The organism is Thermomonas sp. XSG (assembly GCF_014678725.1).
GTDB lineage: Bacteria > Pseudomonadota > Gammaproteobacteria > Xanthomonadales > Xanthomonadaceae > Thermomonas.
The window spans coordinates 83,003-105,731 of record NZ_CP061497.1 but is presented as its reverse complement, the minus strand read 5'-3'; the positions used below and the strand labels follow the sequence as shown (position 1 = coordinate 105,731).

Below are 22,729 nucleotides of genomic sequence, written 5' to 3'. Positions count from 1 at the left end.
GGTCATCGCTTCGCCTCCCCATCCAGTGCGTCGAGGTAGCGCTGCCCCTGCGCGTCCGGCGCCGGCCGGCGCCGGACCGCTGCCGGCGGCGTGGGCAGCAGCGGCCACAGCTGGGCGCGCAGGCGTTCGCGGCACTCGGCGCAGGCAGGGTCGCGCTGCAGTTCATCAAGCGCGGCCTGCAGCGCCAGTGGATCGGCGGCGCGTTGGCCGTGCCGGCGCAACCAGGCCTGCAGCGTGACCAAGGACTGCGTGGGCACCGCACGCGCCGGCGCGGCGTCCAGCTGCTGCCACAGCGCGGTGATATCGCCATCGCTTGGCGGCGCGGCGCGCAGCGGGTCCGGGCGCGGTGCCAGTCCTTCGCGCTTGCCGCCAAGACGGCGACCCTCGTCGATTGGCGGCAGCTGGGGGCCCACCCGCGCCAGATAGATGCGTTCGGCCTGCTGCACCTGCTTGATGTAGCCCAGCGCCTTGTAAGCGAACGGCAGCGCTCGCTCGGGATGGCCCTGGCGCAGCTGCAGTTCGGACTGCCACATCTGGTCCAGCGCCAGCTTCAGGGTGGCGCGGGTCTGCGGGTCGAGCAGGGTGGCGGCTTCGGCATGGTCGTGGGTATGCCCGTAGGCTTCCAGCAGATCGACGTCCTGGCCGAAGGTGGTGGCGGGCGCAGGCGCGGGGTAGTCGTGGCCGGCATGGTCGCCGGTGTCTGCTTCGTGTCCGCCCGCATCGGCGGTAGGCAGCGCCGGGCCATCTTCGGCCTCCTCGCCAAGGAACTGGCCGTAGCGCAGGCGCAGGATGCGCTGGTCCACCCCGAGCGCATCGGATTTCTGCAGGTAGCGTTCGGCGGCAAGCTTGGGCTTCTGCTTCAGCAGCGCTTCGGCGTCGAGGATGATCTGCCGCTGGCTGCGGAAGTACGCGGGCAGGACGCGCTTGACCACGCCTTCGATGCCGCTGGGCTCCTCGCTGGCGGCGGCCTGCAGGCGCAGGATCAGCGCGGGGCTGCGCACGACCTGCGACTGCGGGCTGCGGTTGTCCCGCGCCACCAGTCGGGCGATCAGGTCGTCGCCTGCCTGCAGGCCGAGAGCGCCCAGCGCCACGCGATGGCTGAAGCGGCGGCGCAGCGACGCGCCCTGGCCCTGCAGCGGCAGGCTGATTTCGCGGAAGGTGATGTTCTCGCCGCTGCCCTGCGCGAGCGTGAGCTGCAGCGTGGCCTGCGTGGCGACGCCGTAGTCGTCCTCCACCTCGAAGGCCAGCTCCCAGCCGGATTGCGTCGGTGGCGCGAGGCTCAGGATACGCGCCGGTGCCAGCACCTTGAGCTGCGGCGGGCGGTCGGGCAGGGCATCGAGACGATGCGGCTTGCCGGCATCCAGCAGGCGGCCGTCCAGCTCGATCCGGTACAGCGCCGAGGCATCGAGCCGCTGCCCGGCATGCCAGCCGCCGTCGCGTTGTTGCAGCGGCAGGCGCCGGCCATCGAGGAAGACCAGCGCGACACGATCCGGCGTGCCGTTGAATGCCAGCGCCCAGCGCAGCTGCGTGCCCTGCGGTGCGGAGGCAGACAGTGCGCTGACGCGGCGCGGGGGCAGGCCGGTATAGCGCGGGGGCGTGATCTGCAGCTGGCTGGATGTCAGGCGCAGGGGTGAGGTCGCGGCCGGAGCGGCTGGCACGACACCGACCGACAATTCTGCTGGGCGCGGCGGCCACAACAACGCAGCAGCCAGCAGCAGTGCAGCCGCCAGCGTCGATACCGCCAGCCGCAGCCACGGCCACACAGGGCGCAACTCGGCAGGCTTTGCCGCCAGCCGCTGCTGCAGGCGCTGCCGCTGCAGCTGTCGCAGCGTACCGGCCGCGGGCGGTGCGGCGAGCAGGTCGGCGCTGTCCTCCATGTCGCTTCGCGCATTGAGCGCGCGCAGCAGCCAGCGCACGTCCAGGCGCCGCCATTGCAGGCCGGCGACGAAGGCGAGCAGCAACAGGGCGATGCCGACCACAAGCATCGCCAGCGTGCGTCCGCCGAAGCGCTGCGCGATGGCGGCCAGCGCCGCCAGCCACGGCAGTGCGAACGCGGCAAGCATGGCGAGCGCGCGAAGCCGAGCGGCGCGCCAGGCGGCATGCGGCAGCGCGTCGGCACTCATGCACTGGCTCCGCGGCGGCGGGCGGTAGCCAGCCAGCGTTCGATGGCGAACAGCAGCGCGATCAGCACGCCCAGCCACGGCTGCAGGTCGCGTGGCGCCGTTGGCTGCGCGCGGGCGCCGGTGGTGGGTGCGAAGGCGCGGGCATCGGCGCGGGCGGGCGGCTGCATCGCCGGTGCCAGCGCCTCGCGCAGGCGCTGCGGGAATTCGGCTTCCAGCAGCAGCGGCATGTCCGCCGGGCGCAGCGGCTGGCGGAAGCGCAGCAGGCGCCCGCGGCCGAGGCCACCGCTTTCCAGCAGCGGTGCACCCGCGGCATCGCGCAGGACGGGCGCCAGCGCGATGCCTGCGGGCAGCGGCGCATCGTGCGCGAGCAGCGCGCTACCACCGCGCGCAACCCAATCCCGCAGTGCGGTCGGCATCGAGGTGGATGACAGCCAGACCGCGACCGCGCGGGTATCCGGGGGTGTGGCGCCGGCGCCAAGGTCGAAAACCTTTCCCTGCCACGCATGCGCCGCCGCGCGCAGCGGGCGCAGGGCGGCTGCGTGCCCGGCATCCGCATGCAGGTAAAGCGCTGGCGGCGGTGGTTTGGTGGCCGGTTTCGATGCGGCCGGCACCGAATCGATGACCCGCCAATCCAGTTCCCGCGACAGCTGCGGAACGCGCCCATCAGCGCCGTCAAAACGGACCGTGGCCAGCACCACCAGCGGCACGCCGGCCGGCAGGTCCGCATCCAGTTCACGCAGCAGGCTGGCGATGGGCTGCGGCGTGGCGGGCGGTGGCGCATCGAGCGCTGGCAGTCCCTGCGCCAGCCAGTGGCGATGCGCGTTTTCCGGCAGCTTCTGCGCGGGCAGGGCGGAAGCCGGCACGCCCGGCATCACCACCACCATCGGTCGCAGGTCCGGTGCGCCGTGCAGCACCGGCCGTGCCAGCCACAGCGCCAGCAGCGCGAGCAACAGCAGGCGGAGCAGCAACAGCGGCCATTCGTCGAAGCGCAGCCGCCGGCGCGGACGCGGGCGGGCGCGCAGCCAGCGCAGTGCGGCGAAGTCCAGCGGGCGCACGCTGTCGCGCCGCGCCAGGTGCAGCAGCAGTGGCAGCAGCAGGCTGGCCAGTGCCGCCAGCGCGGCGGGCAGGAGCAGGGACAGGCTCAAGACCGCCCCGGCGCGAACAGCTGCCGCAGCGGCTGGTCCAGCGGCTCGTCCAGCACGTGGCGGGCGTGGACGACGCCGGCGGCGTCGAGGCGCGCATCCAGCTGGCGCTGGGCCTCGGCGAAGCGGCGCAGGTAATCCTCGCGCAGCAGGCGACCGTCGCCGGGCAGCTGTTCACCGGTTTCGGGGTCGCGGAACAGGTGGCCATCGGTGAACGGGAAGTCGCGCTCCTCCGCCGTCAGCAGCTGCAGGAACAGCACCTCGCGACCGGCCTTGGCCAGCGTCTCGGCCAGCGCAACCGCGCCTTCGTCGAAACCGTCGCTGAGCAGCACCACCAGGTCATGGCCGCCGATCCGTTCCCACAGCGGGGCGAGGCGATCGCCCTGCGGGAACCCGCCGCGCGCCTGCACCGCGTGCAGCGCCAGCCACAAACGGTCGCGTCCGCGCGGGCCGTGGCCGGGCGGCAGCAGCTGCAGGCCGTCTTCGGCCAGCACCACCAGGCCGAAGCGGTCGCCCTGCGCCAATGCCAGCTCGGCGATGCAGGCAGCCAGCGATTTCGCCGCGTCCAGCCGGCGCCAGTCGGGGTTGGCCTGGTCGGCTTGCGCCATCGAGGCGCTGGCGTCCAGCAGCAGCCACACGGTCAGCGGGCTTTCGCGTTCGGCCTCGCGGACGAAGAAGCGGTCGGCGCGTGCGTACAGCTTCCAGTCGATCTGGCGCGGTTCGTCGCCCGGCTCGTAGCCGCGGTACTGCGCGAACTCCAATCCGGCGCCGCGGCTGGGGCTGCGATGCGCGCCGATGCCGCGTTCGCCGCGCGCACGCCGCACCTGCAGGCGCAGGAACTGCAGCCGGCTGCGGACGTCAGGCGGGATCAGCGGCGCGACCATCGGCGGGAATCAGGCGGCGTAGGGCACGTCGCGCAGCAGCAGGGCGACCACGTCGTCGGCGGTCTTCTGCTCCGCCTCGGCCACGAACGACAGCAGCAGGCGGTGGCGCATCACCGGCGCGGCCAGCGCGATCACGTCGTCGCGGGTCGCGGCCAGGCGGCCGTGCAGCAGGGCGCGTGCCTTCGAGGCCAGCACCAGCGACTGCCCCGCACGCGGGCCGGCACCCCAACGCACGTACTTGCGCACGTCTTCCGGCGCGGCCGGATCGCGTGGGCGGCTGGCGCGCACCAGCCGGGTGATCCAGTCCAACAGGTCGTCGCCCAGATGCACCTCGCGCACCAGCGCCTGCAGTGCCAGCACCTCGCTGCCGTCCATCACCATCGGCACCTGCGCGTTGGCGCTGCCGGTGGTCTGGGCGATGATCGCGCGCTCCTCGGCGGCGTCCGGGTAATCCACCTTCACGTGCAGCAGGAAGCGGTCCAGCTGCGCTTCCGGCAGCGGGTACGTGCCGGCCTGTTCCAGCGGGTTCTGGGTGGCCAGCACGAAGAACGGCGCCGGCAGCGGGTAGGTGGTGCCGGCATAGCTGACGGTGCGTTCGGCCATCGCCTCCAGCAGCGCGGCCTGGGTCTTGGGCGGGGTGCGGTTGAGTTCGTCGGCCAGCAGCAGGTTGGTGAACACGGGGCCCTGCTGGAAGCGGAACGCGCGCCGGCCGGTGCCGTGGTCTTCCTCCAGCAGCTCGGTGCCGAGGATGTCGCTGGGCATCAGGTCGGGAGTGAACTGCACGCGCCGGAACTGCAGCGCCAGCGCCTGTCCCAGCGAGCGCACCAGCAGGGTCTTGCCGAGGCCGGGCACGCCTTCCAGCAGGCAGTGGCCGGAGGCCAGCAGGCCGATCAGCAGTTGCTCCACCACCGCCTGCTGGCCCACCACGGCCTGGCCGATGGCCTCGCGCAGCCGGTCGAGGCGGTGGAACTGCTGCTGGAGGCTGGCTTCGCTTGCGGCAAGGGTCATGGCGTTTTCCGGTTCAGGACAGCAGGGCATACATCACGATATTGACGCCGAAGCGGGTATTGTCTTCGGCCAGGAAACGCTTGTTGCGCCAGTCGTAGTCCCACTCGCAGCCGTAGTCCTTGTTGCTGTAAAGCAGGCCCAGGCGGCCGTTGAACTCGATGCCCTGCAGGTAGTCGTGGACCAGGTCGTCGCCCCAGCCGTTGAGCTCGAAGCCGGTGGCCGGCGGGCCTTCCGGGAACTTGAAGAAACTCGAATACAGCGGGTGCGTATTGGGCAGCTTCTTCAGCGCGTCCTTGCCGAAGATCGCCGCCATCTGCGCCTCGAACGACTTGGCGAACAGCCCGTCGATGTCGTGGTTGCAGTCGTCCACGAACACGAAGCCGCCGTTGCGCAGGTAGCGTTCGAAATTGCGCCGCTCGGCCGGGTTGAACTCCACCAGCTTGTGCCCGGCGAGGTAGCAGAAAGGCGCCTGCAGCATCTTCGGGTCGGCCAGTTCGACCACGTGTTCCTTCGTGTCCACCCGCAGCGAGGTGTAGTCGATCAGCGAGGTGATCAGGTTGGACGGCATCCGCGCATCCACGTCCCAGTCGCCGGAGTCGTACTTCAGGCGGGTGAACCAGAAATCGTAGCGGCCGGACTGGGCGAACACCGGCGGCACCAGGGCCCCCGCGGCTGCGCCCAGCAGCAGCCGCAGGAACCCGGCGCGGGTCATGGCATGGCCCGGCTCAGACCGCATCCGACAGCGAGGAGAAGGTGAAGTCGCGCAGGCGCATCGGCGGGATCATCATCACGAAGCTGGATTCGTCGCCGGCCACGCGCACCGGCTTGCCCAGCTCGTCGATGTTGTTGAGCATGATCACCGGCGATTCGTTGAAGCGGAAGTTCTTCACCGGGTGCTTGATCTGCCCGTTCTCGATGTAGAACGTGCCGTCGCGGGTCAGGCCGGTGAGCAGCACGGTCTGCGGATCGACCATGCGGATGTACCAGGTGCGGGTCACCAGGATGCCCTTCTGGGTGCCCTTGACCAGGTCGGCGATGGACTTGTCGCCGCCGCCCATCAGCAGGTTGCCGGGACGCGCGTTTGCGGTCTTGCCCTGCTTGTCCGCCCAGTAGCGCGAGTAGTTGAGATTGGCGATGCGGCCGTCCTTGATGATGTCCATGCGCTCGCGCGGCAGGCCTTCGCCATCCCACGGCAGCACCGGCGCCTCCGGATGCCAGGGGTCGGAATGCAGGTTGACGCGCGGGTCGTAGACCAGCTCGCCCAGCTTGTTGCCGCCCCCCTTCTTCGACAGGAAGCTGCGGCCTTCGTCGGCGCTGCGCGCGTCGAAGAAATTCATCATGAAGCTGATCAGGCCGGCCGCAGCGGCCGGCTCCAGGATCACCGTGTACTTGCCCGGCTCCAGCGCCTTGGCGTCGGCCGAAGCCAGCGCCTTGCGCTTGGCGATCTCGATGTCCTGCGAGGCGCGGAAGTCGGCGGCGTCCTTGAGGTTGCGGCCGACCCAGCCGGAGCCGCGGCCGTCCTCGGTGCGCACGGTGCAGGTGTAGTTGAAGCCGGTGGCGCGCTGGTAGCCGAAGTTGCCCTTGCTGTTGGCGAAGGCGACGAAGCTCTGGCCGTCCTCCAGGAAGCCCGCGGCGATCAGCTTTTCGGCCTTGCACGGGGCGATGGAATCGGCGGCCACCTGGGCGCGGAACTCCGGGTCGATGGCGGCGGTGGACTCGCTGAAGGTCGGGCTGGCGCGGTAGCTCTGCTTGTCGAGGATCGGCATGTACTCCGGGTTTTCCGGCGCCAGCCGCGCCAGGTCCTCGGCGCGACGCACCACCCGCTCCAGCGCGGCGTCGTCGAACTCGTTGATGCTGGCCATGCCCACGCGCTTGCCGAACGCCACCGACACCGACAGGCTGGTGTCTTCGACGATACCGCTGGTGGACACGTTGTTGAGCGCGAACCGGATGTTGCCTTCGACCGACCCGGACAGCGAGGCGCTGCATTCGTCGGCCTTGGAGAGGGCGATGACCTTGTCGAGGATGGCCTTGGCCTGCGCTTCGGTGAGGATGCTCATGTAGGTGTTTCTCCTTGCAGCGCGGAGCGGGCTCCGCGGCTCTGGTGATGGGGTGGGATCGACGATCCGATGCCGCCGGGCGGGCCCGGCCCTGCAGGGTTCAACCCAGGTTGCGCGCGGTGTTGATGACGTTGATGCCGTTGAAGCGGGCGGTGGACGAGCCGTGCGACACCGCCGACACCTGGCCCGGCTGGCCCTTGCCGTCGAAGAACGAACCACCCAGGCGGTAGTCGCGCTCGTCGGCGATGGCCGCGCAGGCGTTCCAGAACTCCGGCGTGCGGATCTGGTAGGCCACGTCCTCCAGCGGGCGCGTCACCTTGCCGTCCTTGATCTCGTAGAACAGCTGGCCGCCGAACTGCGCGTTGTAGCGCTGCTGGTCGATCGAGAACGAGCCGTCGCCGACGATGTAGATGCCGTTCTCCACGTCCTTCACCAGGTCATCCACCGACAGCTTCTGCTTGCCGGGCGCCAGCGACACGTTGGCCATGCGCTGGAACTGCACGCTGGACCAGGAATCGGCATAGCAGCAGCCATCGGACTCGGTCTTGCCGAGGATGTGGGCCTGGTCGCGGATGGTCTGGTAGTCCACCAGCTTGCCGGCCTGGATCAGATCCCAGCGCTTGCACTTCACGCCTTCGTCGTCGAAGCCGACCGCGCCCAGGCTGCCGGGCTGGGTCTTGTCGGCGAAGATGTCGACCAGCTCGCTGCCGTACTGGAAGCGCTGTTCGCGCTTCTCCAGCGTGGCGAAACTGGTGCCGGCGTAGTTGGCCTCGTAGCCCAGCACGCGGTCCAGCTCCAGCGGATGGCCCACCGATTCGTGGATGGTCAGCCAGGTGTGCGAGGGGTCCAGCACCAGGTCGTACTTGCCCGGCTTCACCGAGGCGGCCTTGAGCTTTTCCTGCGCGTGCTTGGCGGCGGCGATGGCGTCCTCGCGCATGTCGTAGCTCTTGCCGTACACGGTCACGCCATTCGGCAGCACGGTCTTGTCGGCGGCGTTGCCGTCCAGGTATTCGAAGCCCATGCCCATCGGGGAGGACAGGCCGGAGCGGCTGCGGAACTTGCCGCTGGCCTTGTCGATCACGGTCACGCTCATCGGCGCCCAGATCCGGTGCACGTCCTGGTCGATGTAGGAACCGTCGGTGGAGGCGAAGTACTTCTGCTCGTTGATCGCGAACAGGGTGGAATTGACGAAGCTGGCGCCGGCCGCCATCGCCGCGGCGTTCACGCCCAGCAGCAGGTCGGCCTTGTCCTTCACCGGCACTTCCATCGCGTTCTTCAGGATCGGCGTACGCCAGCTGACCTCGCCGTAGCCAGGCGCCTTCGCCAGCTGCACCGGCGCGCTCTGGATCTTCGCGTTGGCCTTGGCAATCGCGGTGGCCTGGCGCGCGGCCTTGGCCACGCCGTCGGGGGTCAGGTTGTTGGTGGCGGCAAAGCCCCAGGCGCCATTGGCGATGACGCGGATGCCCACGCCGGTGGACTCGCCGTTCATCACGCCCTGCACCTTGTTCTCGCGGGTCATCACCGCCTGCCGCAGGTAGCGGCCGATGCGCACGTCGCAATAGCTGGCGCCGGCGGCGCGGGCGGCGCCCATCGCCTCGTCGGCCAGGCGCTTCTTCAGCGCCGGGTCCAGCGGGATCAGCAGCTGCTCCGCCGCAATGGCATTCCCGAAGAACGACGGCAGCAGCAGGCCGCCGGCGGCAAGCCCGGTCAGGGCGAGGAATTCACGTCGTTGCAAGGCGGCTCTCCTGGTGGAAACGGGATGGGCGGTGCGGCGATGGGGCAGGGTGGATCCATCCCGATTCTTGCGGGCCGGGCGCAGGCCGCGCAAATGACTTTCGGCATGGCGCGCGGCTCAGCCCAGGCTGCGTGCGGTGTTGATGATGTTGATGCCGTCGAAACGGGCGGTGGCGGACCCGTGCGAGACCGCCGAGACCTGGCTGGGCTGGCCCTTGCCGTCGAAGAACGAACCTCCCAGGCGGAAGTCGCGCGCATCGCAGATCGCGTTGCAGGCGTTCCAGAACTCCGGCGTGCGGATCTGGTAGGCGGCGTCCTCCACCATCTCTTTGATCTCGCCGTTGCGGATGCGGTAGTAGAGCTGCCCACCGAACTGCGCGTTGTAGCGCTGCTGGTCGATGGAGTAGGAGCCGCGGCCGTGGATGTACAGGCCGTCCTCCACGTCCTTGACCATCTGCGCCGGTGTCAGCGGCGCCTTGCCCGGCGCCAGCGACACGTTGGCCATGCGCTGGAACTGCACGCTCTTCCACGAATCGGCATAGCTGCAGCCGTGCGAAGCGTCCTCGCCGAGGATGTGCACTTCGTCGCGGGTGGCCTGGTAATTGACCAGCACGCCGTCCTTCACCAGATCCCACTTGCGGGTCTTCACGCCTTCATCGTCGTAGCCCACCGCGCCCAAGCTGTAGGGCTCGGTCTTGTCGGCGGTGAAGTTGACGATGTCGCTGCCCCAGCGGAAACCGGCCTCGCGCTTGTCCAGAGTGGCGAAGCTGGTGCCGGCGTAATTGGCCTCGTAGCCCAGCACGCGGTCCAGCTCCAGCGGGTGGCCCACGTTTTCGTGGATGGTCAGGAACAGGTTCGACGGATCCAGCACCAGGTCGTACTTGCCAGGCTGCACCGACGGCGCCTTGAGCTTGGCGCGCGCCTGTTTCGCGGCAGCGATGGCGTCCTCCACCGGATCGTAGGAGTGGCCGTAGCCGACCACGCCGCCGGGCAGCTGGAACCTGCCGGCGGCATCGCCATCCAGGAACTCCCAGCCCATGCCCATCGGCGAGGACAGTCCGTTGCGGGTGCGGAACTTGCCGCTGGCCTTGTCGATGGCGGTGACGGTGAACGGCAACCAGATGCGGTGCACGTCCTGGTCGATCCACGATCCATCGCTGGAGGCGAAGTATTTCTGCTCGTTGACCAGGAACAGCTGCGAATTGATGAAGTCGGCGCCGGCATTGCGCGCGGCGGCATTCACCGCCAGCAGCAGCGCGGTCTTGTCCTTGACCGGCACCGCCATCGCGTTCTTGCGGATCGGCGTCTGCCAGCGCACCTCGCCCACGCCGGCCTGCGGCGCCAGCTGTACCGGCTGTTCGCGCAGCCGCGCATTGGCGCGTGCCACCGCCAGCGCCCGCGCCACGGCCTCACGCATGCCGTCGGCGGTCTGCCGATGAGTGGCGGCAAAGCCCCAGGCACCATCCACGATCACCCGGATGCCGACGCCCGACGACTCGCTGTTGGTCACGTTCAGCACCCGGTCTTCGCGAGTCTGGATGGCCTGGTTGAGATAGCGCCCGATCCGTACGTCGCAATAACTCGCGCCGCCCGCCCGCGCCTGCGCCAGCACCGCATCCGCCAGCGCCTTGTTTTTGGCCGCATCGGCCGGCATCAGCAGCTGCTCGGCGGCAATCAGCCGCGCGTGCGGCAGCATAAGCCCGGCCAGGCCGAAGCCGGACAGTGCCAGGAATTCGCGTCGTTGCATCTGTCTCTCCCCGCAGCGCCGACCGTGCTGCCAACGCTGGATTCTCGGCAGGCGGGGGCGGGGGCGGGAGTGCCTTTCGACACGGGAGAGCGGCGGATGGCGATCAGCCCCAGTCGGCGAGCCTGTTCGAAAAGGACATCCACGCCGCCGAATGGGCGGAGCAAGGGGCCAAACCCGCGCTGGAGTTCAGCTTGACCAGACGGCGAGGGTGGGGATATACCAAAATCGAAGGTGCTCCTTGGTGAGGCCTGCCTCAACGCAAGATCGGTCAAAGAAAATCCAATGGACGTCGCCGCGGTAAAAGCCCTCTGCAGCAGCTACGCAAGCGTTTCGTCGAAGCTGTACGACCCGCCCAGCAACGTGCTGGTTTACTACGTCGGCGGCCGCAAGTTCGCGTACTTCAAGACCAGCGAGCCGGAGAAGTGGCGTTTCAGCGTCCGGGTCACCCCGGAGCGCTTCCTGGAATTGACGGACGTGCCCGGCATCAAGCCCGCCCGCTACATGGCCCGGTTCCACTGGGTCACGATCGTGGACGTGGCCTCGGTACCGGAGGACTACCTGCGTGAGCTGGTGGCGTGGTCCTACGAGAGAGCCACCCGCCGTTCCGGGAAGAGCCGCCGCGCTGGCAAAGCCCGTTGATCTTCCGTCATTCCAATCGCGATGCCTGAGGAAAGATGGGGCCGCGTCGACTTATTGATCCGCGCGCCGCCCACGTAGCCACGCGGTTGCATAACCAACAACTCCCGCCGACACCAGCCCCAGCGGCAACGCCCCCGGTTCGCCTTCGGTGGTGACCATCATCACCAGCAGCGCCAGGCCAAGCGCGGCCACTGCCAGCGATGCCGTTTTCAGTGTCTTCGGTGTCATCTGTGTCTCCTGCCTTTGCAGGCGGGCAATGTGCCGGCGGACTGTGTGCTGGCCATGAAGCGGGCGAGGGCGGGAGGCGTTGCCGGCCGCGCCCCGCGTAAGGCTCAGGCGTCGAGGCGCTGCGCCGGGTAGTCCTCTTCCGCCAGCGCGGCGATGGCGGCGTCGGCGCTGAAGGCGCCGCTGGCTTCCACTTCGCCCCTGGCCAGGTCCACGCGCACCTGCGCGGCGGGGTCCAGCGCCTGCAGGGCGCGGGTGACGGCGTTGACGCAGTGCTGGCAGCTCATGTTTTCGACCTTGAACAGCATGGATGTCTCCCGGTGTGGTGGATGCGGGCAGTGTCGGCCTTGCCACGGTGGCAAGGTCAAGCCTAGGCTGCGCGCTTGACCTTCCCATGTTGGGAAGGTGGAAGCTGGCCGCGGACATCATCGCAGCGAGGCCGTCATGACTACCGACTCCACAATCCAGCTGGGCATCACCGGGATGACCTGCGCCAGCTGCGCGGGCCGGGTGGAGAAGGCGCTGCGCAAGCTGGACGGGGTGGAAGAGGCGTCGGTGAACCTGGCCACCGAGGTGGCCTCGGTGAGCGCACCAGGCCTGCCGCTGGCGCAGCTGGTGCAGGCGGTGGAGCGCGCCGGCTACGGCGTGGCCGCCGATGAGACGCACCTGGCCATCGAGGGCATGACCTGCGCGTCCTGCGTGGGCCGGGTGGAAAAGGCGTTGGGCAAGGTGCCGGGCGTGCTGTCCGCCAGCGTGAACCTCGCCACCGAAACCGCGCAGGTGCGGCACCTGGCCAGCACCCCGGTGTCGGCGTTGCAGGCCGCGGTGGTGAAGGCCGGCTACCGGGTGCGCGAGGAGGCGACGCAGGCCGCGCCGGCAACCGGTATGTCGAAAGAGTTGCGGCATGTGCTGCTGGCCGCGGCGCTGTCGCTGCCGCTGGTATTGCCGATGCTGCTGATGGCGCTGGGGGTGCACTGGCAGTTGCCGGGCTGGGTGCAGTGGCTGCTGGCCACGCCGGTGCAGTTCTGGCTGGGCGCGCGCTTCTACCGCGCCGGCTTCGCCGCGCTGCGGGCGCGCAGCGGCAACATGGACCAGCTGGTGGCGCTGGGTACCAGCGCGGCCTACGGCCTGAGCGTGTTCCACCTGCTGGCGCCCGCGTCCGGCCACCACGCGCCGCCGCTGTATTTCGAATCCTCGGCGGTGGTCATCACCCTGATCCTGCTGGGCAAGTGGCTGGAGGCGCGCGCCAAGCGCCAGGCCAGCGACGCCATCCGCGCCCTGCAGGCGCTGCGGCCAGCCACCGCGCGGGTGCTGCGCGATGGCGCGGAGGTGGAATTGGCGCTGGCCGAAGTCGTGGTGGACGACTTGGTGGTGATCCGTCCCGGCGAGCGCGTGCCGGTGGACGGCGTGGTGATGGAAGGTCGCAGCCACGGCGACGAATCCCTGCTCACCGGCGAGTCGCTGCCGGTGCCGAAGGCACCCGGCGATGCGGTCACCGGCGGCGCCGTGAACGGCGAGGGCCGGCTGCTGGTGCGCACCACCGCGGTGGGTACCGAATCGGTGCTGGCGCATATCGTGCGACTGGTGGAGGACGCACAGGCGAAGAAGGCGCCGATCCAGCGCATCGTGGACCGGGTCAGCGCGGTATTCGTGCCGGTGGTCATCGCCATCGCGCTGCTCACCTTGCTGGGCTGGGGCTTTGCCAAGGGCGACTGGGCGCAGGCGCTGCTCAACGCGGTCGCGGTGCTGGTGATCGCCTGCCCGTGCGCGCTGGGGCTGGCCACGCCGGCCGCGGTAATGGCCGGCACCGGCGTGGCCGCACGTGCCGGCATCCTGGTGAAGGACGTGGAAGCGCTGGAAACCACGCGCCAGCTGCGCAGCGTGGCCTTCGACAAGACCGGTACGTTGACCATGGGCAAGCCCGCGCTGATGCAGCTGCACGCGCTGGATGGTGACGAGAAGGCGCTGCTGGCGCTGGCCGCGGGCCTGCAGCAGGGCAGCGAACATCCGCTGGCAAAGGCTGTGCTTGCGGCCGCACGCGAACGCGGCATCGCGACGGCCGAAGTCACCGACATTGCGGCGGTCACCGGTCGCGGCGTCGAAGGCAGGGCGGGGCGGTTCCGCGTGGTGCTGGGGCATGCCCGCTGGATGGGCGAGCTGGGCATCGACCTGTCGCCCGCACAGGCGCAGACGGATGCGGCATCGAACGCCGGGCAGACGCAGTCGTGGCTGGCTCGGGAAACCGATGCGGGCTGGCGCCTGCTGGGCCTGCTGGCCTTCGGTGACGCAGTGCGGCCGCAGTCGGCGGAAGCGATCAAGGCCCTGCACGCGATGGGCATCCGCCCGCTGATGCTGTCCGGCGACAACCGCGCCGCCGCCCGCGCGGTGGGGGCCCAATTGGGGCTGGCCGACGACGAGGTGCGCGCCGAACTGCTGCCGGCCGACAAGGTGGAGGCGATCCGCGCACTCGCGGCGCAGGGCCCGGTGGGCATGGTGGGCGACGGGCTCAACGATGCGCCGGCGCTGGCCGCGGCCACGGTGGGGTTCGCGATGGGCAGCGGCACCGACGTGGCGATGCACGCCGCCGGCATCACCCTGATGCGGCCGGACCCACGGCTGGTGGCCGACGCCATCGACATCTCCCGCCGCAGCGTGCGCAAGATCCACCAGAACCTGTTCTGGGCCTTCATCTACAACGTCATCGGCATCCCGCTTGCGGCGTTGGGCCTGCTGGACCCGGTGATCGCCGGCGCTGCGATGGCGCTGTCCAGCGTCAGTGTGGTGGGCAATGCCCTGCTGCTGCGGCGCTGGTCGCCGCGGGCGCGCGACTGATCCGCAAGGAGAACGACATGGCATCCACGACCATCCGCCCGGAACTGGCCGACGCGCTGGAGGCGGGCCTGCACAACATCGGCCAGGCCGCGGCGCTCACCGGCGTGTCGGCGAAGATGATCCGCCACTACGAAAGCATCGGACTGATCGCGCCGGCTGCGCGCACCTTCGCCAACTACCGCCTGTACAACGAAGCCGACCTGCACCGGCTGCGCTTCATCAAGCGCGCGCGCTCGCTGGGGTTTGCGATCAAGCAGATCGAAGCGCTGCTGGCGTTGTGGGACGACCCGCAGCGCGCCAGTGCCGAGGTCAAGCAGCTGGCACGCGCGCACGCCGCCGAGCTGGGCGAGAAGATCCGCGAACTGCAGGCGATGCAGCGCACGCTGGAAACCCTGGCGCGGCGCTGCCACGGCGATGGCCGGCCGACCTGTCCGATCCTGGACGATCTGGCGTCCTGACAGATGGCGCTGGCACGGCGACGCGGACCGCCGTAGGCAAGCGGGAAGTCCGTCGCCGGGATGCGGCATTCCCCGACCCGTGCGCGCGCCCTCCGGCGATTGGCCCGTCAGTGCGATTGCAGGAGGCTGCCCGCATCGCCCCGTGGAGCCACGCCATGCGACCGCTGCTGCTGATCGGCCTGCTCTGTGTCCTGCTGCCGCACGCGCATGCGGAGAGCCTGTACCGCTGCCTCGGCCGCGACGGCGCGGTGAGCTACCAGTCGCAACCCTGCGCGGCACGGCAGCGGCTGGACCGGGTGGTGGAGTACCGGGCAGAACCGGTGGTGGCGCGTTCCGGGGTAGTCCCCGAGGTAACGCGACGGCAGCCGCGTCGCTACGCGAACGGCAGCGGCGGCAATCGCATCCTGCGCGTGGGCAGCGCATCCACCGCCAGCCAGCGCTGCCGGGCAGGCAAGGCCAAGCGCGAGGCATCGCTGCAGCGCCTCGGCCTGAAGCGCAGCTATCACCAGCTCAGCGCACTGGATACACAGGTGCGCGCAGTCTGCGGGGGTTACTGAGCTGGCGCGGGATGCCTGCCGCCGTCAGCGGTTGTCCGCGAAAGTGGTGGCGGAATGCGGCACCGTCCGCCACTTCGACAGATCGTAGCCCAGTCCGCGCAGGCGCTGGCGCGCGCGTTCCAGCTCCGCGTCCGCCACGTCGGGCGAGCGCGCGAACACCCACGCATAGTCGCGGGCATCGCGGGCCACCACCATCAGGCTGTAGTCGTCGCGCAGCCAGGCCACCACGTACTGCGCCTTCATCGGCCCGAACACGCGCACGTCCCAGACCGCGTTACCGGTGCCGGGGCGCACCCGTGCCGGCGCCTCGATGTGCTTGCGCGGGCCGTCGGCGCGGCCATGGTTGAAGGTCAGGGTGGTGCGGATGCTGCCGTCGCGACGCAGCGTGTAGGTTTCCACTGCATTCCACGCATCGCGTTCATAGCGGGTGGGGATGCCGCCCACCAGGTACCAGGTACCCATGAAGCGGGCCAGGTCCACGTGCGCGACCGGGCGGATGGCGGGCAGGTTGGCGGCCACGCTGCCGATGAACAGCAGCGCGGCCGATAACCACCACTGTCGTGCAGGCAGTCGCAGGCGCATGGTGGTACTCCGGTCAGGGACGCTCAAACAGGTAGTGCGACACCATCCACTCCTGGCCGTCGGCGTAGCCGAACAGCTCGGCGCAGGCCATCCAGAACATGCGCCAGCGCTGGAACCACAGGCCGGCGGCGTCGCCATAAGCTTCGCGCAGGATCGCCATCACCTTATCGCGATGCGCGTCCTGCTGTTGCAGCCAGTGGTTGGCGGTCTTCTCGTAGTGGCTGCCCTCCAGTAGCCACTGCTGGCGGATCGCCAGCGCGCCTTGGAAATGCAGCAGGGTGTCGGCCGCCGGCATCAGGCCGCCGGTGAAGAAATGCCGGCCCATCCAGTTGTCCTCGCCCTGCGTCTCGAACGGGTACAGCAGGGTGCGGTGGACGAAGATGTGCACGAACAGCCGGCCACCCGGGCGCAGCCAGCTGCCGATACGGCCCAGCAGGCTGTCGTAGTTGCGCATGTGCTCGAACATCTCCACCGAAACGCAGCGATCGAAGCCGGCGGCGGGCAGGGCGAGGGTGTTCACGTCGCGGGTCAGCACCTGCACGTTGGTCAGGCCGCGCTCGCGGCAGCGCGCTTCGATGAAACCGCGCTGGCCGTTGGAGTTGGACACCGCGGTGATGCGCGCGTTCGGGTAGTGCTCCGCCATCCACAGCGTCAGCGAGCCCCAGCCGCAGCCCAGCTCCAGGATGTCCTGGCCGTCGGCCAGCCCGGCGCGCTCGCAGTACAGCGCCAGCATCGCTTCCTCCGCCTCGGCCAGGGTCTCGTTGCCGCGCGGGTAGTAGCAGCTGGAGTACTTCAGGCGCGGGCCCAGGCAATGGGAGAAGAACGCCGGCGGCAGCTCGTAGTGCTGGGCGTTGGCGGCGTCCGTCTCGATGGCGACGGGGCTCTGCCGCAGCAGCTCCAGCAGCTCCTGCTGGCGCAGCGACTGGAGCTCGACGCCGCCAGCGCGCTCGTCCTCGAGGCGCTGCGCGCACAACCGGCGGATGCCGGCGCGGATGGCGGCGTCGGGCAGCAGGCCGCGCTCGGCCAGCCCCAGCAGGCCGGGCGCGGCTCGGTCGCGGGAGAGTTCGTTGCCGTCCAGGGTGGCGGTGGTCATGCGCGCGCTCCTTGTTGCTAGGTCAGGATTTCGGGAACCACGGGAACAGCATCGGGGTGGTGCGCTGGTACTCGCGGTAGTCGTCGCCGCGGCTGCGCAGGGCCTGCTGTTCGGTGAAGGGGATGCCGCTGATGTAGCGCAGGAACAGGTACATCACCACCGGCCCCAGCCAGCCCAGCCACGCCAGCGGCGCGCCGATGGCGGCGACCGCGTACGCGCACCAGTGCAGCCATTCGAAGAAGTAGTTCGGATGGCGCGAATACCGCCACAGCCCGCTGCGACAGGTCTTGCCGCGGTTGGCCGGGTCGGCGCGGAAGCGCGCCAGCTGGGCGTCCGCCAGCGATTCGCCGCCGACCGAGACCAGCCAGATCGCGGCAGCCACGGCCAGCTGCCAGGGCGCGGGCGCAGGATGCCCGGCCACCGCGGCCAGCGGCAGCGAGAACAGCACCACCAGCAGCGCCTGGAACTGGAAGAAGCCGAAGAATTTCAGCTGGCTTCCCTGCCAGTGTTCGCGCAGTGCGCGGTAGCGGCCGTCCTCCGGTTCGCTGCGCACGCGCGCCCACAGGTGCAGGGCCAGCCGCAACGCCCACGCGGTGGCCAGCACGCCCACCAGCAGGCGCGCGCCGGTCGCGCCAGTGCCGGACAGCGCCAGCAGTAGCGCCGCACCGGCAAGACCGGCGGACCACAGCACGTCGACGATGCCGGCGTTGTCGCGCCTTCGCTGCCACAGCCAGCCCAGCACCATCAGCAACGCGGCCAGCAGCCAGATCCACGGCAGTTGCTGGATGGGACTCATGCGGCACCTCCCTGGGGACTCTGTTGCAGGCCGCGCCGGGCCAGCCACGCCAGCAGGGGCATCGCCAGCGCCCAGCCGGCGGCCAGCGCCAGCAGGCTGTGCCACTGCGGGCTGGCGAACTGCACCACGTCCCAGCCGCGCGCGGCGCCAAGGTAGGCCAGCGGGCCGCCGATCGCACCGAACAGCGCCGCCAGCAGCAGGCGCCGGTGCAGGTAGCCCAGCAGCGGCACGATGGCCAGCGCGAATGCCCACCACAGGGCCAGGATCCACGCCGGCGAACCCGCCCACGGCCAGGCCGCGGCGTAGTCGAGCAACCCGCTGCGCACCCACAGGTTTTCCAGCACCAGGCCGACGGCCAGCGCCACCAGCACCAGCCGCGCCTCCAGCAACCGGTGCGGCGACACCGACAGTCGCCACAGCGCGAACAGCCCGGCGGCGGCGGCGCCCGGCCACCACAGGCCCTGGCCGGCGCCGATCACCGCCGCGAACCAGGTGGCCTGATAGCCCAGCAGGGTCAGCCAGAAGGTCATGCGCCGTGCTCCAGCGGACGCCAGCCCGGCCTGGCCATCAGCAGGTGCGACACGCCGATGGCACGCTCGCGGAAGCCGCCTTCGCAATAGGCGAGGTAGAACTCCCACATGCGGATGAAGCGCTCGTCGAAGCCCTGCGCCCGCACCGCCGCCAGCTGCGCGAGGAAGCGTTCGCGCCAGGCATGCAGGGTGCGCGCATAGGACAGGCCGAAATCCTCCAGCGCGACCAGCGCCAGGTCACTGCTGCGGGTCTTCGACGCCAGCATCGCGCTGACCGAGGGAATGAAACAGCCGGGGAACACGTGGCGCTTGATGAAGTCCACTGACTTCAACGCCTGCTCGTAGCGATGGTCCTCGATGGTGATGGCCTGCACCAGCGCCAGTCCCTCCGGCTTCAACAGCCGGCCGATCTGAGAGAAGTAGCTGTCCTGGAAGTCCGCGCCCACCGCCTCGATCATCTCGATCGACACCAGCTTGTCGTACTGGCCATCAAGGTCGCGATAGTCGGACTGCAGCAGGGTCACGCGTTCGCCCAGACCGGCCTGCTGGATCCGCGCCGCGGCGAGGTCGTGCTGCTCGCGCGAGATGGTGGTGGTGGTGACGCGGCAGCCGTAGTGCCGGGCGGCATGCAGGGCGAAGCCGCCCCAGCCGGTGCCGATCTCCACCACATGGTCGCCGGGGTTCAGCGCCAGCTTGCGGCAGATCACATCCAGCTTGCGGGTGGAGGCCGCTTCCAGCGTGTCGTCGTCACCCGCCCAGTACGCCGAGGAATACATCAGGTCCGCGGACAGGAACAGGCGGAAGAAGTCGTTGCCGAGGTCGTAGTGCGCGGCGATGTTGCGCCGGCTGCCGGCGCGGGTGTTGCGGCGCAGGGCGTGCAGTGCCTGCATCGCCAGCCCGCCCAGCCGGGCGCTGCCGGTTTCCATACCGTCCAGCAGGTCGCGGTTGCGCACCAGCAGCTGCACCAGTGCGACCAGGTCGCTGCACCGCCACTGACCGTCCATGTAGGCCTCGCCAGCACCGACGCTGCCGTTGCCGGCCAAAGCCCGGTAGAAGCCCGGGTCCAGCACATCGAGGACGACCGCGGGGCCATCGCCGGCGCGACCGAACTCGGCGCTGCCCAGCGCGTCGTTGACCAGCAGGTGGCCGTGGCCCAGCGCGGACAGACGCTGCAGCACGCGCTGGCGCAGGAACTTGTCGAAGGCGCCGAATGCGCTGGCGGGTGCGGTCTGGACGATGGCGTTCAAGAACGGCCTCCTGAAAGTCGTGGATGGTCGTGGAAGGGGGTGCGCTTGAGCCACAGCCGCAGGGCATGCCAGTAGATGGCACCGACCACCTGCGCGGTCATCAGCGGATAGCGCCACAACACGCGCGCCAGCGCGTCGGCGCTGATCGGGCGGCGCCGCAGCTGCAGGTGCGCGTCGAACTCGCGGCCGTTCGCACCCAGCACCGCCATGTTCACGTGCAGGGCGTCGGCGGGCACGGTGAAGCGCCAGTCGTAGCGGCGCTGCATGCCAAGGAACGGAGAAACATGGAAGGTCTTGTCGAAGTCCCAGCGCAGCATCCGTCCGTTGCCGCTGGCGGCGTCCACCGGCAGCACGTAGGCGTGGCGCTCCAGCCACGGTGTGTTGGTGATCTCGGCGACGATGCTGTGCAGGGTTTCGCCGTCGGCGTCGAAGCAGTAATAAAAGCTGACCGGGTTGAACACCATGCCGGCGTAGCGCAGGTGCGCCAGCAGGCGCACCGGGCCGGCCGGGCGCTCGCCGATGGCGGCCTCCACCCGGTCCTTCACCGCTTCCTTGAGCGGTCGCTCCGCCGGGCCGAGGAAATCGGCGCGGCGGAATTCGGCCAGGTTGCGGCGCCCGACCGACCACAGCCAGCGGCCGCGGAACACGGCGTCGATCTCGTCGAGGTCGAGGTAGAGCTGGGCCATCCGGTAACGGAACGCATGCGGGCGCGGCGCGCTGCGGCGATGCCGGACCACGCCTTCGTAAACCGCGCTGTGCAGCCGCGCGCTCATGCTGCCGCACCCTGCGGCCACGCCACGCCCAGCCCGGCCGCGACTTCTACGGCGCTGCGCATGCCGTCCTCGTGGAAGCCCCAGCCCCAGTAAGCGCCGGCGAACCAGGTGTGGTTGTGGCCCTGGATGGCGGCTTTTCGCTGCTGCGCCGCCACCGACGCCGCGTCATACACCGGGTGGTGGTAGCGCAGCCGGCGCAGCACCTTGTCCGGGGCGATAGCCTCGCTGCGGTTCAGCGTCACCACGAACGGGTCGGGCGAATGCAGGCCCTGCAGCAGGTTCATGCAGTAGCTGACGGTGCAGGGCGCCTCCGGGTCGCCCGGCAGGAAGGCATTCCATGCCGCCCACGCCTTGCGGTTGCGCGGCAGCAGGCTGGCATCGGTGTGCAGCACCACCTCGTTGGGCTGGTAGGCGATCGCACCGAGGACGTCGCGTTCGTTGACGCTGGCGTCGGCCAGCAGCGCCAGCGCCTGGTCGCTGTGGCAGGCCAGCACGATCTGGTCGAAGCGTTCACTGCAGGCTGCACTCTCCACCACCACGCCGTGGCCATCGCGGACTACCGAGCGCACGGGGCAGCGCAGGCGTTCCTGCACCTGCCAGCGCGCACGCAGCGCTTCGACATAGCTGGCAGACCCGCCGCGCACCACCCGCCACTCGGGGCGGCCGCTGACCTGCAGCATCTGGTGGTTGGCCATGAACTGCACCAGGTAGCGCGCCGGGAACCGCAGGATCTGCTCCGGCGGCGACGACCACAGCGCCGAGGCCATCGGCACCAGATGGTCGTCGCGGAAGGCCGCGCCGTAGCCATTGGCATCCAGCCAGTCGCCGATGCCCGGGCCCGGGCCGTCACCCACCAGCAGGGACGGCGCCTGCCGGTAGAAGCGGAACAGGTCGCGCACCATGCCGAGGAAGCGCGGCGACAGCAGGTTGCGGCGCTGGCAGAACAGCGTATCCAGCGTGGTCGCGTTGTATTCCAGCCCGGTGCGGGCACTGTGCACCGAAAAACTCATGGTGGTGGGCTGCGTCGCCACGCCCAAGGTGTCGAACAGGCGGGTCAGCAGCGGGTAATGCGCCGGGTTGTGGACGATGAAGCCGGTATCCACTTGATACGAACGCCCGGCCTGCTCGACGGCGTGGGTGTGGGTGTGCCCGCCGAGGTAGTCGTTGGCCTCGAACAGCACCACCTCGTGCGCCTGCGACAGCAGCCAGGCGCTGGCCAGGCCGGCGATGCCGGAACCGACGACTGCGATGCGCATCTCAGCGCTCCGCCTTCGCCAGCACCCACTCGGGCACCGGCTTGAGGTCGCGCACCAGCCCCAGCAGCGCCATCAGCCGCAGGCCGTACCAGGTCAGGTCGATCTCCCACCAGCGGAATCCCTGCCGCGCACTGCTGGAGTAGAAGTGGTGGTTGTTGTGCCAGCCCTCGCCGAAGGTCAGCAGCGCCAGCCACAGGTTGTTGCGGCTGTCGTCGCTGGTCGGGAAGCGGCGGCGGCCGAAGCGGTGCGACAGCGAATTGATGGTCACCGTCGCGTGGAACAGCACCACGGTGGACACGAAGAAGCCCCAGACCAGCAGCTGCAGCCCGCTGGTGCCCAGCGTCGGCGCGAAGCGCTCCAGCAGTGCGCCCAGCGCATACAGACCCACCGCCATCGCGGCTGGGACCGCCACGTCATAGCGGTCCAGCCAGCGCAGTTCGGGGAACCGCGCCAAGTCCGGCACCCGGCTGAGGTCGGTGGCGAACGCACGCCGGGTCAGGAACCAGCCCATGTGGCTGCGCCAGAACCCGTGGCGGGGCGAATGCAGGTCGTCCGCAGTATCGGAATGGCGGTGGTGGTGGCGATGGTGTGCTGCCCACCACAGCGGCCCGCGCTGCACGCTGGCGGCGCCGATCAGTGCGAACACGAACTGCAGCGGACGCGAGGTACGGAACGCGCGATGCGAGAAGTAGCGGTGGTAGAAGCCGGTGATGGCGAACATCCGCACGACGTAGAGCAGGGCGGCGACCAGCACCGCCATCGGCGAAACACCGACCCACAGCACCCCGATGCAGCCCAGGTGCAGCAACACGAACGGCAGCACCCGCAGCCAGTCCACCCGGTCCGCGTCGGCGCCGCCGGCAGCCGGCACGGCGGCGCTGTCGAACCATTGCAGCAGGCTGCGCCGGGCCGCGCGCGCGGGGGCGTTGTCGGCTCGGGAGGGGAGGGGTGCCGGGTCCTGGGGCATCGCGGGCTTCCGTTTCGGATAGCAGCCCTTACGCGACAGCACGCGGAATGGATGCAGCCGGGCCTGCCGGTTTCGC

At 69.8% G+C, this 22,729-nt stretch carries 22 protein-coding genes; 4 read left to right on the top strand and 18 right to left on the bottom strand.

All coding sequences use genetic code 11. The features are described from left to right. Positions 1-2 precede the first annotated feature (2 nt). The 8 genes from ICG51_RS00495 to ICG51_RS00460 all read right to left on the bottom strand — a co-directional run bounded on the left by ICG51_RS00495 (position 3) and on the right by ICG51_RS00460 (position 10,698). Positions 3-2,123: a hypothetical protein gene (locus ICG51_RS00495; protein ID WP_190281050.1), complete on the bottom strand. Its 2,121-nt coding sequence runs from the start codon at positions 2,121-2,123 to the stop codon at positions 3-5. Then, positions 2,120-3,268 (bottom strand): BatA domain-containing protein, encoded by a 1,149-nt coding sequence (locus ICG51_RS00490; RefSeq protein WP_190281049.1) that lies wholly within the window; start codon positions 3,266-3,268, stop codon positions 2,120-2,122. Before ICG51_RS00490 ends, ICG51_RS00495 begins: the two co-directional genes overlap by 4 nt. Then, positions 3,265-4,149 carry a DUF58 domain-containing protein gene (locus ICG51_RS00485; RefSeq protein WP_190281048.1) on the bottom strand — a complete coding sequence of 295 codons (885 nt, stop codon included), beginning with the start codon at positions 4,147-4,149 and terminating at the stop codon, positions 3,265-3,267. The genes ICG51_RS00490 and ICG51_RS00485 overlap by 4 nt, the downstream gene beginning before the upstream one ends. A 9-nt stretch (positions 4,150-4,158) precedes the next feature. Further along, the gene (locus tag ICG51_RS00480) at positions 4,159-5,157 is read right to left on the bottom strand and encodes a MoxR family ATPase (protein ID WP_190281047.1); all 999 of its coding nucleotides are present in this window, start codon (positions 5,155-5,157) and stop codon (positions 4,159-4,161) included. A gap of 13 nt (positions 5,158-5,170) precedes the next feature. Next, positions 5,171-5,869, bottom strand: a complete 699-nt coding sequence (locus ICG51_RS00475; RefSeq protein ID WP_190281046.1) for a DUF4159 domain-containing protein — start codon at positions 5,867-5,869, stop codon at positions 5,171-5,173. Between the two features lie 13 nt (positions 5,870-5,882). Then, the gene (locus ICG51_RS00470) at positions 5,883-7,217 is read right to left on the bottom strand and encodes a TldD/PmbA family protein (RefSeq protein ID WP_190281045.1); all 1,335 of its coding nucleotides are present in this window, start codon (positions 7,215-7,217) and stop codon (positions 5,883-5,885) included. Between the two features lie 100 nt (positions 7,218-7,317). Further along, positions 7,318-8,952 (bottom strand): TldD/PmbA family protein, encoded by a 1,635-nt coding sequence (locus ICG51_RS00465; RefSeq protein WP_190281044.1) that lies wholly within the window; start codon positions 8,950-8,952, stop codon positions 7,318-7,320. Between the two features lie 117 nt (positions 8,953-9,069). Further along, positions 9,070-10,698 carry a TldD/PmbA family protein gene (locus tag ICG51_RS00460; protein WP_190281043.1) on the bottom strand — a complete coding sequence of 543 codons (1,629 nt, stop codon included), beginning with the start codon at positions 10,696-10,698 and terminating at the stop codon, positions 9,070-9,072. A gap of 282 nt (positions 10,699-10,980) precedes the next feature. Between ICG51_RS00460 and ICG51_RS00455 the strand changes: the two genes are divergently transcribed. After that, positions 10,981-11,337 carry an MmcQ/YjbR family DNA-binding protein gene (locus ICG51_RS00455; protein ID WP_190281042.1) on the top strand — a complete coding sequence of 119 codons (357 nt, stop codon included), beginning with the start codon at positions 10,981-10,983 and terminating at the stop codon, positions 11,335-11,337. A 51-nt stretch (positions 11,338-11,388) separates the two neighbouring features. On the opposite strand, the gene ICG51_RS00450 is transcribed toward ICG51_RS00455, so the two are convergent. Beyond that, on the bottom strand, positions 11,389-11,565 hold the full coding sequence (locus ICG51_RS00450; RefSeq protein WP_190281041.1) for a hypothetical protein: 177 nt from the start codon (positions 11,563-11,565) through the stop codon (positions 11,389-11,391). 104 nt (positions 11,566-11,669) lie between these two features. Continuing rightward, positions 11,670-11,870 carry a heavy-metal-associated domain-containing protein gene (locus ICG51_RS00445; RefSeq protein ID WP_028839668.1) on the bottom strand — a complete coding sequence of 67 codons (201 nt, stop codon included), beginning with the start codon at positions 11,868-11,870 and terminating at the stop codon, positions 11,670-11,672. Between the two features lie 136 nt (positions 11,871-12,006). On the opposite strand from ICG51_RS00445, the gene ICG51_RS00440 reads away from it, so the two are divergent. The 3 genes from ICG51_RS00440 (at position 12,007) to ICG51_RS00430 (ending at position 15,409) form a co-directional block, all read left to right on the top strand. Further along, the gene (locus ICG51_RS00440; RefSeq protein ID WP_190281040.1) at positions 12,007-14,394 is read left to right on the top strand and encodes a heavy metal translocating P-type ATPase; all 2,388 of its coding nucleotides are present in this window, start codon (positions 12,007-12,009) and stop codon (positions 14,392-14,394) included. Positions 14,395-14,411: 17 nt separating this feature from the next. Beyond that, on the top strand, positions 14,412-14,852 hold the full coding sequence (gene cueR, locus ICG51_RS00435; protein ID WP_190281039.1) for a Cu(I)-responsive transcriptional regulator: 441 nt from the start codon (positions 14,412-14,414) through the stop codon (positions 14,850-14,852). Between the two features lie 155 nt (positions 14,853-15,007). Continuing rightward, positions 15,008-15,409, top strand: a complete 402-nt coding sequence (locus tag ICG51_RS00430; RefSeq protein WP_190281038.1) for a DUF4124 domain-containing protein — start codon at positions 15,008-15,010, stop codon at positions 15,407-15,409. A 24-nt stretch (positions 15,410-15,433) separates the two neighbouring features. Here the strand turns inward: ICG51_RS00430 and ICG51_RS00425 are convergent, their stop codons facing one another. From ICG51_RS00425 to ICG51_RS00390, 8 genes are read right to left on the bottom strand one after another with little or no spacing between them, the layout of a single operon-like run. Next, entirely contained in the window at positions 15,434-15,991 is a 558-nt protein-coding gene (locus tag ICG51_RS00425) for a lipocalin family protein (protein WP_190281037.1), read from the bottom strand. A gap of 13 nt (positions 15,992-16,004) precedes the next feature. Next, on the bottom strand, positions 16,005-17,084 hold the full coding sequence (locus tag ICG51_RS00420; protein WP_190281036.1) for a cyclopropane-fatty-acyl-phospholipid synthase family protein: 1,080 nt from the start codon (positions 17,082-17,084) through the stop codon (positions 16,005-16,007). A 22-nt stretch (positions 17,085-17,106) separates the two neighbouring features. Beyond that, positions 17,107-17,871 carry a DUF1295 domain-containing protein gene (locus ICG51_RS00415; protein ID WP_190282292.1) on the bottom strand — a complete coding sequence of 255 codons (765 nt, stop codon included), beginning with the start codon at positions 17,869-17,871 and terminating at the stop codon, positions 17,107-17,109. A 5-nt stretch (positions 17,872-17,876) separates the two neighbouring features. Beyond that, the gene (locus tag ICG51_RS00410) at positions 17,877-18,410 is read right to left on the bottom strand and encodes a DUF2878 domain-containing protein (RefSeq protein WP_190281035.1); all 534 of its coding nucleotides are present in this window, start codon (positions 18,408-18,410) and stop codon (positions 17,877-17,879) included. Continuing rightward, positions 18,407-19,657 carry a cyclopropane-fatty-acyl-phospholipid synthase family protein gene (locus tag ICG51_RS00405; RefSeq protein WP_190281034.1) on the bottom strand — a complete coding sequence of 417 codons (1,251 nt, stop codon included), beginning with the start codon at positions 19,655-19,657 and terminating at the stop codon, positions 18,407-18,409. The genes ICG51_RS00410 and ICG51_RS00405 overlap by 4 nt, the downstream gene beginning before the upstream one ends. After that, positions 19,654-20,430, bottom strand: a complete 777-nt coding sequence (locus ICG51_RS00400; RefSeq protein WP_190281033.1) for a DUF1365 domain-containing protein — start codon at positions 20,428-20,430, stop codon at positions 19,654-19,656. The genes ICG51_RS00405 and ICG51_RS00400 overlap by 4 nt, the downstream gene beginning before the upstream one ends. Further along, entirely contained in the window at positions 20,427-21,686 is a 1,260-nt protein-coding gene (locus ICG51_RS00395; protein WP_190281032.1) for an FAD-dependent oxidoreductase, read from the bottom strand. Before ICG51_RS00395 ends, ICG51_RS00400 begins: the two co-directional genes overlap by 4 nt. Position 21,687: 1 nt before the next feature. Further along, positions 21,688-22,653 carry an acyl-CoA desaturase gene (locus ICG51_RS00390; protein WP_190281031.1) on the bottom strand — a complete coding sequence of 322 codons (966 nt, stop codon included), beginning with the start codon at positions 22,651-22,653 and terminating at the stop codon, positions 21,688-21,690. Between the last annotated feature and the right edge of the window lie 76 nt (positions 22,654-22,729).

Coding starts and splice junctions, on each gene's coding strand:
- ICG51_RS00495 (WP_190281050.1), bottom strand. CDS start 2,123: ATGAGTGCCGACGCGCTGCCGCATGCCGCCTGGCGCGCCGCTCGGCTT.
- ICG51_RS00485 (WP_190281048.1), bottom strand. CDS start 4,149: ATGGTCGCGCCGCTGATCCCGCCTGACGTCCGCAGCCGGCTGCAGTTC.
- ICG51_RS00480 (WP_190281047.1), bottom strand. CDS start 5,157: ATGACCCTTGCCGCAAGCGAAGCCAGCCTCCAGCAGCAGTTCCACCGC.
- ICG51_RS00475 (WP_190281046.1), bottom strand. CDS start 5,869: ATGACCCGCGCCGGGTTCCTGCGGCTGCTGCTGGGCGCAGCCGCGGGG.
- ICG51_RS00470 (WP_190281045.1), bottom strand. CDS start 7,217: ATGAGCATCCTCACCGAAGCGCAGGCCAAGGCCATCCTCGACAAGGTC.
- ICG51_RS00460 (WP_190281043.1), bottom strand. CDS start 10,698: ATGCAACGACGCGAATTCCTGGCACTGTCCGGCTTCGGCCTGGCCGGG.
- ICG51_RS00455 (WP_190281042.1), top strand. CDS start 10,981: ATGGACGTCGCCGCGGTAAAAGCCCTCTGCAGCAGCTACGCAAGCGTT.
- ICG51_RS00450 (WP_190281041.1), bottom strand. CDS start 11,565: ATGACACCGAAGACACTGAAAACGGCATCGCTGGCAGTGGCCGCGCTT.
- ICG51_RS00445 (WP_028839668.1), bottom strand. CDS start 11,870: ATGCTGTTCAAGGTCGAAAACATGAGCTGCCAGCACTGCGTCAACGCC.
- ICG51_RS00440 (WP_190281040.1), top strand. CDS start 12,007: ATGACTACCGACTCCACAATCCAGCTGGGCATCACCGGGATGACCTGC.
- cueR (WP_190281039.1), top strand. CDS start 14,412: ATGGCATCCACGACCATCCGCCCGGAACTGGCCGACGCGCTGGAGGCG.
- ICG51_RS00430 (WP_190281038.1), top strand. CDS start 15,008: ATGCGACCGCTGCTGCTGATCGGCCTGCTCTGTGTCCTGCTGCCGCAC.
- ICG51_RS00425 (WP_190281037.1), bottom strand. CDS start 15,991: ATGCGCCTGCGACTGCCTGCACGACAGTGGTGGTTATCGGCCGCGCTG.
- ICG51_RS00420 (WP_190281036.1), bottom strand. CDS start 17,084: ATGACCACCGCCACCCTGGACGGCAACGAACTCTCCCGCGACCGAGCC.
- ICG51_RS00410 (WP_190281035.1), bottom strand. CDS start 18,410: ATGACCTTCTGGCTGACCCTGCTGGGCTATCAGGCCACCTGGTTCGCG.
- ICG51_RS00400 (WP_190281033.1), bottom strand. CDS start 20,430: ATGAGCGCGCGGCTGCACAGCGCGGTTTACGAAGGCGTGGTCCGGCAT.
- ICG51_RS00395 (WP_190281032.1), bottom strand. CDS start 21,686: ATGCGCATCGCAGTCGTCGGTTCCGGCATCGCCGGCCTGGCCAGCGCC.
- ICG51_RS00390 (WP_190281031.1), bottom strand. CDS start 22,653: ATGCCCCAGGACCCGGCACCCCTCCCCTCCCGAGCCGACAACGCCCCC.